The organism is Paenibacillus sp. BGI2013, assembly GCF_002843485.1.
Lineage (GTDB): Bacteria > Bacillota > Bacilli > Paenibacillales > Paenibacillaceae > Paenibacillus > Paenibacillus amylolyticus.
Genome location: NZ_PJFA01000020.1, coordinates 1 through 12,783, shown reverse-complemented (window position 1 = coordinate 12,783; position 12,783 = coordinate 1). Strand labels below are relative to the sequence as shown.

General features: G+C 45.9%; 14 protein-coding genes and 2 rRNA genes. 1 reads left to right on the top strand and 15 read right to left on the bottom strand.

Translation table 11 applies throughout. From position 1 onward, the window contains the following. Positions 1-173: 173 nt before the first annotated feature. The 12 genes from rsmI to CXK86_RS29290 form a co-directional block, all read right to left on the bottom strand. Complete coding sequence (gene rsmI / locus CXK86_RS29350) at positions 174-1,058, bottom strand: 16S rRNA (cytidine(1402)-2'-O)-methyltransferase (RefSeq protein ID WP_101315025.1); 885 nt, start codon at positions 1,056-1,058, stop codon at positions 174-176. After that, positions 1,059-1,838, bottom strand: a complete 780-nt coding sequence (locus tag CXK86_RS29345; RefSeq protein WP_100528120.1) for a tRNA1(Val) (adenine(37)-N6)-methyltransferase — start codon at positions 1,836-1,838, stop codon at positions 1,059-1,061. A 95-nt stretch (positions 1,839-1,933) separates the two neighbouring features. Further along, positions 1,934-2,302, bottom strand: a complete 369-nt coding sequence (gene yabA / locus CXK86_RS29340; protein WP_017691386.1) for a DNA replication initiation control protein YabA — start codon at positions 2,300-2,302, stop codon at positions 1,934-1,936. A 28-nt stretch (positions 2,303-2,330) separates the two neighbouring features. Next, complete coding sequence (locus CXK86_RS29335) at positions 2,331-3,131, bottom strand: PSP1 domain-containing protein (RefSeq protein ID WP_017691387.1); 801 nt, start codon at positions 3,129-3,131, stop codon at positions 2,331-2,333. A gap of 117 nt (positions 3,132-3,248) precedes the next feature. Continuing rightward, the gene (holB, locus tag CXK86_RS29330; RefSeq protein ID WP_074092912.1) at positions 3,249-4,220 is read right to left on the bottom strand and encodes a DNA polymerase III subunit delta'; all 972 of its coding nucleotides are present in this window, start codon (positions 4,218-4,220) and stop codon (positions 3,249-3,251) included. Positions 4,221-4,229: 9 nt separating this feature from the next. After that, positions 4,230-4,673 carry a YaaR family protein gene (locus tag CXK86_RS29325; protein ID WP_017691389.1) on the bottom strand — a complete coding sequence of 148 codons (444 nt, stop codon included), beginning with the start codon at positions 4,671-4,673 and terminating at the stop codon, positions 4,230-4,232. A gap of 342 nt (positions 4,674-5,015) precedes the next feature. Then, complete coding sequence (locus tag CXK86_RS29315; RefSeq protein ID WP_017691391.1) at positions 5,016-5,345, bottom strand: cyclic-di-AMP receptor; 330 nt, start codon at positions 5,343-5,345, stop codon at positions 5,016-5,018. Between the two features lie 61 nt (positions 5,346-5,406). Then, a complete protein-coding gene (tmk, locus tag CXK86_RS29310; protein WP_101315024.1) occupies positions 5,407-6,054 on the bottom strand; it encodes a dTMP kinase in 648 nt (215 codons plus the stop codon). 217 nt (positions 6,055-6,271) lie between these two features. Further along, positions 6,272-6,964 (bottom strand): LrgB family protein, encoded by a 693-nt coding sequence (locus CXK86_RS29305; RefSeq protein ID WP_051449580.1) that lies wholly within the window; start codon positions 6,962-6,964, stop codon positions 6,272-6,274. Continuing rightward, complete coding sequence (locus CXK86_RS29300; RefSeq protein WP_101315023.1) at positions 6,934-7,362, bottom strand: CidA/LrgA family protein; 429 nt, start codon at positions 7,360-7,362, stop codon at positions 6,934-6,936. Before CXK86_RS29300 ends, CXK86_RS29305 begins: the two co-directional genes overlap by 31 nt. Positions 7,363-7,870: 508 nt before the next feature. Continuing rightward, positions 7,871-9,697, bottom strand: a complete 1,827-nt coding sequence (locus tag CXK86_RS29295) for an aminotransferase class I/II-fold pyridoxal phosphate-dependent enzyme (protein ID WP_101315022.1) — start codon at positions 9,695-9,697, stop codon at positions 7,871-7,873. A 257-nt stretch (positions 9,698-9,954) separates the two neighbouring features. After that, entirely contained in the window at positions 9,955-10,140 is a 186-nt protein-coding gene (locus CXK86_RS29290; protein ID WP_017691396.1) for a sigma factor G inhibitor Gin, read from the bottom strand. A 498-nt stretch (positions 10,141-10,638) separates the two neighbouring features. Between CXK86_RS29290 and CXK86_RS29285 the strand changes: the two genes are divergently transcribed. Further along, positions 10,639-11,163 (top strand): hypothetical protein, encoded by a 525-nt coding sequence (locus tag CXK86_RS29285; protein ID WP_036606136.1) that lies wholly within the window; start codon positions 10,639-10,641, stop codon positions 11,161-11,163. 655 nt (positions 11,164-11,818) lie between these two features. Here CXK86_RS29285 and CXK86_RS29280 read toward each other — a convergent pair. The 3 genes from CXK86_RS29280 to CXK86_RS29270 form a co-directional block, all read right to left on the bottom strand. Then, positions 11,819-12,259 carry a hypothetical protein gene (locus tag CXK86_RS29280; protein WP_017691399.1) on the bottom strand — a complete coding sequence of 147 codons (441 nt, stop codon included), beginning with the start codon at positions 12,257-12,259 and terminating at the stop codon, positions 11,819-11,821. A gap of 212 nt (positions 12,260-12,471) precedes the next feature. Then, positions 12,472-12,588: ribosomal RNA gene (gene rrf, locus CXK86_RS29275) — 5S ribosomal RNA — on the bottom strand. 76 nt (positions 12,589-12,664) lie between these two features. Continuing rightward, a 23S ribosomal RNA gene (locus tag CXK86_RS29270) occupies positions 12,665-12,783 on the bottom strand; the annotation flags it as partial.

Here is a 12,783-nt window from a genome sequence, read left to right as displayed (position 1 = left end):
TTATGGGTTCCATTACCCAAAATGATTCGGTCACACGCGAACTGGGAGAGAACGATGAAATATGTTCGGAATTTTTTTTCAGCCACTCTGCTCTTTTTAATATTCCACTAAGGTTGGATATAAGCTTCTTTTCAGGTTATGTTCCCCACAACAGAAGATATTTGGTTAGATTATTACTCGATTAATGCATTATATACATCCCGCTTCGCCAGACCACGATCGGTAGCCGTTTTTTTCATTGCATCTTTGCGGTTATGTCCTTCACCCTCATAATGGCTGACATGATCCGCGAGTGACATGAGCTGCCACCATGCTTCGCGCTCAGCCTTACGCTCCTCTTCCTTAATGCCTTCTACCAGCAAGCAGTACTCGCCAAGAGGCGGATGTTCTTCAAGCCAGTCTATGCATTCCCTCACAGTGCCCCTTGCGAATTCCTCATGACGCTTGGTTAGTTCACGAGCCAGGACAATCGAGCGATCACCCAGAATTTCTTCGAGGTGGACTAATGTTTTCCGAATACGGTGAGGCGATTCATAAAATAACAAAGTCCCGTTGGATTCGTCAAAAGCCTCCAGCACTTTTCGCATGTCCTTTTTCTCCCGCGGCAAAAAACCGCCGAATGTAAAACGCTCCGTCGGTAATCCGGACACGATCAGAGCAGACAACGCAGCATTGGGCCCCGGGATGGGAATGACCGTTACTCCGGCTTCCAATGCAAGCTGTACAAGGTCAGAACCAGGGTCCGAAATGGCTGGCAAACCGGCATCGCTGACGAGTGCCAAATTTTTTCCTTCTATTATATAGCGTATCAGTTCAGGTCCACTCGCCCCCTTATTATGCTCATGATAACTAAACAGCATCGAAGGTGTAATTTCAAAATGGGTAAGCAGCTTTCGGGTCTGGCGTGTATCTTCTGCTGCAATGATGTCACAACTCTGCAATGTCTTGATGGCACGGAAGGTCATATCCTCCAGATTACCAATGGGTGTTCCAACCAGATAGAGCTTGCCTGATCCTTCAAGCTGCTCCGCATAGCTTTTTTGAATATGCAAAGTCATCTAAAGCCCTCCTTTCGTAGTACGCTCAGCATGTTGCTGACCATAGTAAATATCCATAATCTCTTCGCAGTATTTCCCCTCTTCATTGTAGACAATGAGTGGAGGAAGCATCCTAACTTCCGGTTTACCATCTTTCATTCCTTCAATTAACACCATGTTGGCTTCCAAATGAGCACGGGGATGTACCATCCGAATCCGTTTTGGTTCCAGCTTATATTCGCGCATGAGTGAGATAATCTCTGCAAGGCGCTGTGGACGATGAACCATCGATACTTTGCCGCCATTACGTACAAGTCGACTGCAAGCTTGTATCACTTCTTCCAGGGTACAACCGATCTCATGACGTGCCATTGCCTGATGTGTGTTCATCTTGAGATCACTGCCATTCAGAGGCATGTATGGAGGATTAACCGTTATTGCATCGTATACAGCATGTCCTGTTTCTTTCACGAGTTCTCGCAAATCACCTTCACGAATCATAATCGACTCATCCAATGCATTTAATTGCACACTGCGACGCGCCATATCAGCCAAACGTGGCTGAATCTCGATCCCTTCCAGACTAGCCTGTGTACGCGTTGTAAGCAAAATGGGAACCACCCCGTTACCCGTACACAGATCAAGTATACGACCCCGTTTAGGTACGGAAGCAAACCGGGCTAATAATACGGCATCCATCGAAAAACTAAACACTTCATCACTTTGAATGATTCTCAGATCATGAGAGAGCAGATCATCAATCCGCTCTGACTCATGTAACACAACTTCATTTGCTTTCATATGTTACGCTCATCCTCCGGTACTCTATATCTCATGTTCGTTTAGTTTAGGTTTATAACCTTGAAAAAAAACCGTAGGGAATCCCTACGGTCACTTCATTTATTCAAAAAAGACAGGCAGAACAGACAATCGCCTTCCGTACGCAAATGTCCATAATAGACGTTGCAGATATGGAAGCCTTCGTGATACAACCGAGCCAGATTATCATACCCTTCACCCACAACATCCTCGCCTGTAGCCGGACCTGCTGGTCTTGCTACAGGAGCGAGTGCTGAGGAGATCGGCAGATCTGCCGGAGCCTCACGTTTGAGCAGTTTGCGTAACTGCTCATTCTCGATGGTAAGCCGCTGATTATCCTCAAGCAGCTCCTTCACAATCATTTTTAACTCTCCTAAATCACCGTGCAACTGACCCAGTTGGGTTTCCATTTCATGAATGTGCGTAAACAGATTTTTCTTTTCCAAGTTTCCACCCCGAAGCAACCTTTATGGTTTACTTGATAACGACGTCATCCAGCGGAAGTTCTTTGACTTTACTGATGTCGAACAGTTGAACATGGACTGTGCGGCTACCGGCATTAATTCCGACAACTTTTCCTTCACCCAATGAGGTGACGACCAATTTGCCTACAGCTGGCAGTTCTTCTCTCACACTTTCATAGTTATCATGCTCAAATTTCAGACAGCACATGAGTCTTCCGCACAACCCTGAAATTTTCGTCGGATTCAGTGACAGGCTCTGATCTTTAGCCATCTTGATTGATACCGGCTCAAAGTCTCCCAGCCAGGAAGAACAACACAACACACGGCCGCAAGGTCCGATTCCGCCAAGCATCTTCGCTTCATCACGTACACCAATCTGTCTCAGCTCGATTCGTGTCCGGAATATGCTTGCCAGATCCTTGACCAGCTCCCGGAAATCAACTCTTCCTTCAGCTGTAAAATAAAATATAATTTTATTGCGATCAAACGTAAATTCCACATCGACCAGCTTCATTTTGAGGCCATGGTCTTTGATTTTATTTAAACAAGTACCGAATGCTTCCTTCGCTGCACGCTTGTTCTCATCAACCACACGGGCATCTGTATCGCCCGCAACGCGGATGACTTTCTTCAGCGGCAACACCACATCGGACTCGCCCACTTCCTTCTTACCTACGACAACCTTACCGTACTCTACCCCCCGCGCTGTCTCCACGATAACGCAGTTTTCTTTCTCAATGGGAAGGTCCAGGGGATCGAAGTAATAAATTTTGCCCGCTTTTTTGAAACGGACACCCACTACACTGTACAAAAAATTAACCCCCTTGTAAGCCAACCCCACTTCGTCTGAAGCCCCGTCTTCTTAGGGAACCGGCCGAAGTTATAACCGTTTGCATATGATTGGAGCTAACTTTGCCCTCTCCCAGTCTTATGCCAAACCGATCAAAAATTGCTCCAGACAAAGCTGGCCATTGACGTTGAAACGCAATTTTTTTCTGCATGCTGCGGCCATATCCATATAGGAGACCCACTGCTCTGTGCTGCGGGTATGTGCCAACTGAGATAACATGTCTAACTGATCTATAAAAACGATATGTTCATGCCTATCGTACTGAACATACAGCATGTCCCTAAACCATAGATGGAACAAACTAAGCAGCATGTCCAGGTGTTCAGAGAGTCCGGTTTTAAAAAGCTTCTGCTGTGCAGAGATCAATGATGTACTTCCTCTACCCAGGGACTCCTTCCCTAATTGTAACATTACGTTTCTAATTTCTGCAAACCAATTCTGCTGGAGAATTTCTCTACATGCTTCCAATCCTGACGCTAAATGGACGGCAGAGCGAGCCAGATTGGCAGGGTGCCCTTCCTCAATTAGTGATTGCAGCATCTCTTCCGGATTCAGTGCGCTGAACGGTACCAATTGGGAGCGTGAGCGGATCGTTGGCAACATGGCCTGTCCATTATCTGTAATCAGGATGCCGACTGCTGGTACCTGAGGTTCCTCCAGAAATTTGAGCAAACTGTTTGCTGCCTGCACCGTCATTTTCTCGGCTTGTTCTATAATATATACTTTGGGATGTCCTGCCTCGGATCGGTATGAAAAAATACGCTGAAGATCCCGGATTTGATCTATTTTAATGTTGTTTCCATCTGGCGCAAGCATGGTTAGATCCGGATGGTTACCATGATCCACCTTACGACATTCAAGACACTGTCCACAAGCGTCATCTTCAAGCTCTGTACAGAATATTGCCTTGGCAAAGGTGATTGCCGTCTTTCGTTGCCCGCTACCAGCTGGACCGCTAAACAAATACGCATGGCTTATTGCCTTACGTCTCAAACTGCTTTGTAACATTTGCTTGGCCGCTTGTTGACCCATAATTTGTTGAAAGGACATACTTCCTCCTCAGAAGCTTAAATTAATAAGCATCCCCCGAATTTCGCCTACTTGTTGTAATAGAGAGATTTTTCCTTCTTCTGTATCCAGCAATTCATCAGCCATGGATAACAGAGCGGAGTCAATTTCATCAATCAGCTTATACCGCTTACCTCTGCCACGACGATCCCAACCCCTTGTCTCTTTCATGGATACACCGCGACGAACGGTCTCTTCCAGGAACCTTTTAACAAGTTGCTTATACGCCTTCAGTTCACGAATCGTCATGGAACGTGCCAAGCGATCTCCCTGAAGCTGGATTTCACTAAACCGGCGATTCAGTTCAGCTTGTGAGGCCCGTTCCCCCTGGTGATTCATCATATCAGAGAAATTTTTGGATTGAACCGGTTTGGAACCTGAATCAGTAGAACTGATCCCGCTCTGAATCGGTCTGAATCCAGGATTGATTTTCATGGATACGCCCGCTTTCTATCATAGTTAGCCAATCGCCCATCAGCACAGTGCGCGTTGCGCCTGTGCGTGAGAATGAGGCTTTTATATATGCTGATCACACTCTATATATAATGGTAGATACACATCACCATCAAGGACTTGTTCTTTGTAGTCAACCTCTTTCCGAAAGGAACCATTCCCAGCTGGGAAATGCTCATCCGGAAAGAGTATGCTGATTCTTCTCGTCAAGAAAGGCGTTCCGTAAGTGGCACGCACGAACTCTGTTAACTCTTCTTGCATCCATCGTTTCCAACATGCTATCGATCATGAAGGACCCTCATGGGATCCATGCAATAGGTTTAATTAGAAATGTTCGAAGCGATCTACCGGGAGAACAAATACAGTAGCTCCGCCTACTTGAACTTCAACAGGTAGCGGCAGGTAAGAGTCGGTTGTTCCACTCATCGGTGTGACCGGAGTCACGAGCTGTTCACGAACCTTACAGCTGCTGCGAATGACGTTCATTACGGATTCGACTTGACCATCATCGACACCGATCATAAACGTCGTGTTGCCTGCCTTCAAAAATCCGCCCGTACTGGCAAGCTTCGTCGCCCGAAAGTTTGCTTTGACCAATGCGCTGGATAATCGGTTGCTGTCTTTATCCTGTATAATCGCAACAATCAGTTTCATCCTGCATAACCTCCTTTAGAATAAGCACCTTTATCAAATGCCCTGTCTATATATTAGACAATTACTCGTCAAAATCCTTCAAAATCCCTGTCTCCAGCGACAAAATCATTGCTGCCAAGACATCCTCCTGCTTCATGGAAGCATCGATAACTCTGATTCGTTCCGGGAACTGCTCTTTTAATAGGAAGTAACCCTCTCGCACTTTACGGTGAAACTCCAGATTTTCCAGATCCAGACGGTTCACTTCGCGGCCATCATGAGCATCGATCCGGGCAAGCCCCACTTCAGGCTCAATGTCCAGATATAAGGTCACATCCGGCATGAGATCACCAATTGCAAAACGGTTAATGGCCCATACATTCTCTATCCCGAGTTCACGGGCGTAGCCTTGATAGACCAGACTGCTATCGACAAATCGGTCACAGATGACTGCTTTTCCAGCTCTCAGCGCAGGCTCTACTTTCTCCGCCAGATGCTGGCTGCGTGCAGCTGCATACAATAGCGCTTCGGTTCGAGCATCCATTGCCGTATGAAGAGGGTCCAGAATAATTGAACGTATTTTCTCCGCAATCTCAATTCCACCAGGCTCTCGCGTAACTACGTAAGGTATACCCCGTTCTTCAAAATAAGAACCTATTCTACCGATCATCGTTGTTTTACCGGAACCCTCTCCCCCTTCCAGCGTAATGAATTTACCTCTGCCCTGCATATGCTTCCCTGCTTTCTATGTCGATAATTGCATGTATTGCTGCTGTAATTGAATATGCTTAGACCCTCTTGCTACAAGATATGATATCCCCTGCCCAGAGGTGTATAGCTACAGCTATATCGGTACGTATTAATAACACCAAGATCATACAAGCTTGTTTCTTTCTATCATACTATAGGTCAGCAGTTACTCCAACATGAACAACAAAGTAAAGCGTTCAACCGTAGATAATCCATACCCATAATGGAAGCATAATTGATCCGGCAATAGCACTGACAATCATGGAAACTGAACTGAGGGCTACCGCATTCTCTCCATATTCAAAAGACCTTGCCATGCCGAGGGCATGAGATGCTGAACCCAGTCCAATTCCATAGGCATGTTTACTGCGGACCTTGGCCCATTTCAAGAGCATCGGCCCTAATAATATCCCTGAGAATCCTGCAATCATCACAAACAGCGATGTGAATGAGGCATTCCCCCCAACCTGATTAGCGAGTTGAATAGCCACAGGAGTTGTCACTGATTTTGGCAATAAAGCGATGACCATCTCTTGAGGATAGCCAAGCAGAATGGCGATCAACGCCCCCGTGGAGACACCTGTAATACTGCCTCCGATTGTTCCACCCACAATTGGAATGATATTTTGCTTCAGCACATGCAGATGTCTGGACAAGGGAAAAGCGAGCGATACAACTGCTGGACCCAAGAGCTCCTGTATCCATTTGCCACCCAGCATGTACGTATCCAGCTTTATACCGGAGATTACCAAGATCAGGATCAGTATGGCAGTCGTTGTGAGTACAGGCATAAGGATCGGCCATTTCAGCCTTTTGTATAGACGAGTAGCTGGAATATATACAGCGATGGTTAGCGCGATCATTCCAATTCCGAGGATGAATGCTGACAAGTAATCGCCTCCTTTTTGCCTGAATGAGACGATCTCCATGTCATGAGCCACTCACTTAATTTGGCAGATATCAGACATGTGATTAATGTGCTAACGATCAAACCAAGTACCAATAACAATGTGTTGGCTCTAAAAAAATCAAAATGATTAATAATGCCCACAGTTGGCGGGATGAACAACAATTGCAGATGAGATTGAAGCCACGTCGACCCTTCTTCTCCCCAGCTCATTTTGATCCATCCCAGTTGAATGGTGACAAACAATACCAGCATGCCCACAATACTGCCTGTTAACGGCAGATGTAATAGAGCTTGAATCAAGTTGCCAATCCAATAAAAACCGTACATCAACAAAACTTGCAGGACTATTCCTGTATATTTTTTTAGCGGAATACCCAAAGTGTTCCCTTCTTTCTTATGTCTATCTCTATAAGTTGAACTAAAGCGTGTCTTCAAACTGAATGTGTCTGGAGCAGGGCACGGAGCGGGAGCGCTAACGATCCTGTGACGTCTTATTCAGTGATTTGAAGCGCCCGCAGCAATCTAAGGAATCTGAAACACGTTATATTGGAATAACTAGCCGTTTACAGCGTGTTTGGTAGGTCAATTTGGTTAATAACGTGTCTCAGGTTCCTTACAAAATAAAAGGAGTACTCGAAGGCTAAATAAGACGTCCTCGGTTTCTTAGAAAATCGTCTGGACAATTCGCCAGGGTCAGCAATCCTTGACTTCAAAATGTTGGACCCTGACATCCTTCAACGTTATTGCATGCCTGAGTTTGAAGACACGACCTAGCAACTAGATTAATGACCAAGAGACCCTCACATGTGTAGGGTCCGGTATCGCTATCCGTATTGGTCATATAGACTACCTATTGGTGAATGAAACTCAGCTTTTCATTTGTTCTTCAATCCTTCATGACCCTCAATGACTGTAGAGATGCATCGGATACCCCATGAAACTTTGCTCCTTCATCCCGCAGAAGTTGTATACGTTCCACCATTAATGTACTAATACGTTCACCCGGATATACAAGCGGAATCCCTGGAGGGTATGGAATAACCATCTCGGCTGATCGACAACCCGCGCTTTCTTCTATCGGGACATTGATCGTATCCGTCTCCACAATCGGTTGCAGTGTAAAGGGGATCGGTTCCGAGTAGCGAGTTTTTTCTTGTAAATTGTTCCACGTGGAAATATAATGCGCCGAACCTTTCGCAAGCTGATGAGATGACTCTGCATTAGATTGGACCTGCTCATGCCCATTGGCAGAGCTGATATGGTGTAAAGCCTGCAACAGGTGCTGAGCATCTTGCACCGTTGAGCCCAGGCTGAAGAGCAAGACGACGTACCGTTCGTCGCTCATCTCAGGCACACAGCCGCACGCTTCCAGCTGCTGCTGTAGCCCATAACCGCTCAGCACCCCTGCGCCGTCATAGATGACGGCCTTGAATGGGTCCTGAGCGGTATACCCCGCGGCAGATGGCATCGCCGCCGCGGTCAGACCCTCCCGTGTCTGCTGCGCAGCGGACACGGACATGCCAGCCGGCTTCGCTGTTCCGGCTGGCGGTTCTGGCTGCAGCGGCTGTGCAGGCTGCAGCAACTGAAAGCGCGGCAGCTCTGCGAGGCCGCGCTTAAAGGCGTCCACGGCGGCGAGCCCCGCCGTGAAGGTGTTCGCGCCCTGCACGTGCAGCAGCCGGCGCGCCAGATCAAGCGAAGCCATCACCGGGTATGATGGGCTTGAGCTTTGCACCATGGCCAGACGCTGCCTTAACAGGGACCGGTTTAACCGCGGTCCCTGAATGTGCAGTATGGCACCCATGGTGAAGGCCGTCAGCATCTTATGTGTCGACTGCACTACACCGTCTGCTCCGCACGACAGTGCAGAGACAGGCAGCTCCGGATGCTGCCCATAATGCGCGCCATGCGCTTCATCCACGAGCAATGGCATGCCAGCGGCGTGGCATACCTCGGCTATGGGCGTCAGATCAGCGCCCATGCCGTAATAATTGGGCAAAGTGACCAATACGCCCTTTGCCTCAGGATAGGACTGGACAGCAGCCTGAACCGTCTCCACCGACGGCATGACCGCAAGTCCAGACGCAGGATCGACCCACGGCTCCAGAAATACAGCTCTTGCGCCTGCCAGCATTAACCCGTGAATAACGGATTTGTGCACATTCCGTTGCACCAGCACAATACTGTTTGGCTCATCACACACAGTTAGCAATAGAGACAAATTACCTGCTGTACTTCCTCCCACAAGGAAGAAACTCTCCTCCGCTCCAAAACAATCTGCCGCAAGCTCCTGTGCTTCCTGGATTACACCTTCCGGATGGTGCAAATCATCGGTGCCCGTAATCTCCGTAACATCCATCTCCATCATCTCCAGAAATGAACGCATCGGTACCAGTTCTAATTCCGAGTGAGCCCCTTCAACGCTGAGTCGTTCCACGCTCTCCAGATCAGCCCCATGTTCACCCACCGAACTGAAACGCTCTACCTTCTGGTTAACATTCTTTTCTCCATCATTCTGGATCTCTCTGTTATGCGGGTTTTCCTCATTAACGATATCCTTAGCTGGAGATTGCCCTGCTTCTGCTTGTTCCAGCAAATGTCGGTAAGCTTGTCCATTCTTATGCCCAGGCACATGAAAAGAACGCTGCTTCGAATCACGATACGCAAGCAACGCTTCATATAAAGGGGCACTACTTGATTTATTTTTATATTCCATGAAATAACCATCCTGTACATATATTATGTGCGCCCGATGCGTTCCAAAATGCATCCTAATCTAAGCAACGCCCTTCTTCCCCATCTTCACACGCGTTACTGCAAATTTCCTATATCATTATATCAGCATACGCCTTCCCAAGATGGCAAACAAGACAATCTCTCCTCTTAAAAACAGAAAAAGGCCCATTGGGCCTCTATACACATCAGCATCGTTACAATGTGATGTTTCGCTTCTACTTCTATTAGCAAAATTTATTATGCGTTTTTTTGTACCCAAATTTGCTTCATTTGATGAATAAAATAATTGTACTTGGCATCCTGCGCGTCGGTATGAACCATTTCTGCTTCACAAGTGTCACATATGAATTCAGATACAATAAAAATGCCTTCTCTTTTTCTTTGCTCGCAGATAATACATGTGTGTTCGGCATGTTCTTCCATGAACCATCCCACCTTGTTTTACGTTTACTATCAGTATTGCACAGTTTCTATTATTTTAAACATTTTCATAGTGCTTTCTTTCTATAAAATATATATATTCGCCCACCCCCTTTTGGGTGTCTGTACCGAAAAATACATTCATTCTCCCTACAAGAACATCACCTGCTTATGTATATACAGTAATCCTACAAGCCATTGCATTTACCTCTACATCACGTATCCCTTGGCCTGACTCAAACTTATATTCAATTTCCTTAAAAAAACTTGGAATCCCAGCCGATATATAATACATGATAACGATATCAAAGCCTGACAGTCCATGTATTCGGGAGTATACTAAGATAAGCTCCGTCGAATCTCAATATCTTGTACAATCGTCATGGCGTGAGATACAAGGTTCATATATACATACATGTATGATTCATTCCCTTTTACTCGTGTAAGAAAAACGAATACCTAACCACACAAACGTGAATCCGAAGGAGGATATATAATTGTATGATCGCCGAACCGGAGAATAAAGCAACATTTTATCAATACCGGCTTCTGAAAAAAAAGGCTATTGCCCGCAGTGTCATTTACAGCTATCTGTGTCTGCCGGTCATCATGCTCTTATTCAATCTACTCGCATTCTCCTGGACTGGCCTCTTCTTTTTTGTACTGGCAGGTCCAATCACCATCTGGATTCATTATGTCATCGCCAGAACGATATTACTTCTGGTCCGTACCTCTTACGCCAAACGCTGGCGCTGGAATATGCGTATGCCCTGGTTAGGTTATATCCCTGATCAGCATTTTAGCTTCCGTATGTTTGTCCGGGTACACCTTAACATGAGCTGGATTGGATTATGTATCATTACAGTATGTTTGATATGGTCGCCATTGTCCTTCACCCTCTCGCTGATCTTCTGGCATTTGTGGTTGCTGGGTCCTCGCTTGTATGTTGTAATGGTTCTCTCCCGTGAGCGCAAAGATGGACTCATCAAATTGAATGAACAAGATGTCTCATATTATCTGCAATAACACTCCCTCATTTATGCAATACTCAATGTACCTTACTTACTTGTAATACATAACCGCTGAGCCCTTCGAATAATCGGATGCAAAAACATAATCGTGTATCGTTCAGTTGACTCATCCTCATATGCTCAAATAAAGGTTATCCACTGTGGATAACCTTTATTTATTGTTCCCTTATCATCCATTATCCACAGCATGGGCATAGTTAAATGAGTTATCCCCACTCGTGGCTCCGTTCTTCTCCTCTTTTTCGCCTCTTGTTACATATCTCATAACCCCATTTGTTTCGTAGAACTTACGCCTTGAGCGATCTCTCACTCAGTCTCAGCTCTATATGCCCTCAAGCTGCTTTCCATCAGCCACTCATTACCTCATACCTTTATACAACTTATATCTCTCCCCCTCTACTTTTAACGCTCTACACTCCCCTATGCTTCAAGCACACATACCACCTATACATGTACGGAAGAAAATACTCATTCCTTCCTTCTGTACCTTTATGACCTCTGATCCACCATACGTGATAGATTCTCCCATCATTACTAAAACCTACTTCCCTAAATAACAAAAAGCCCCCGATCAGATACATGGGAGCTTTACTATATTATAAGGAACATCACAACGTTAATTAATCATACCGAACCATACCTGAACCAGCTCAATCATCTTCAGCCAATGATTTAACTGTCGTTTGAGTAGCATCATTTCTAGGAACCATTAGTGTAAAGGAACCATCATGTACTGCTAAATGCACAGTATGTCCTTCCTTTGCAAATACACGCAAGGTACTGGATTCATTGGATGTACCCTTGGCTTGCCTCTCTGTCCAACCCCAGCTTTTAATCTCGTCTAGATATACCTCAGGCAAGCTAGTACTCTCACTAATACCAGACAGCGTATATCGAACATAATCCATATCCGAATTATTTTCAGACTGGTCAGATTTATTCGCTACTTTCGGTACTGGAAAACTCTTCTCGTTCACCGCACCTTCATATGAAGTCCATACAGATCCTGAAGCTTCACCGCATCCTGCTAGAACAACGGTCAAACAAAGCAACAGAAATGATTGTAGTCCAAGTCTCCGCCAACTTAACACACACACCCTCCTTTTCACAGCTGCACATTCCAGCTCTGTGGTCAGGTACTTTTAGCATATTTAACATAGTCCTATTATACTGGTTTTGCCGCTGTTATCCGTAACAAAAATGTTACCTTCCAGTATCGATCATGTCAGAGCTTCCACTTATCATATTTAATCCTTATAAACAAATAAAAACCACCACCGAATATCATCGGCAGTGGTTCTTTGCTTGGCGGCGTCCTACTCTCCCAGGACCCTGCGGTCCAAGTACCATCGGCGCTAGAGGGCTTAACGGTCGTGTTCGGGATGGGTACGTGTGGAACCCCTCCGCCATCGCCACCAAACGCGTAGCTTACATTTCAGAGTTGTTGTTCTCTGAAAACTAGATTCGAAACGAAACATGCGAATTACAACTTGCTATTGGATAAGCCCTCGACCGATTAGTACTGGTCAGCTCCATGCATTGCTGCACTTCCACCCCCAGCCTATCTACCTCGTCGTCTTCAAGGGGTCTTACATACTGGGAAATCTCATCTTGA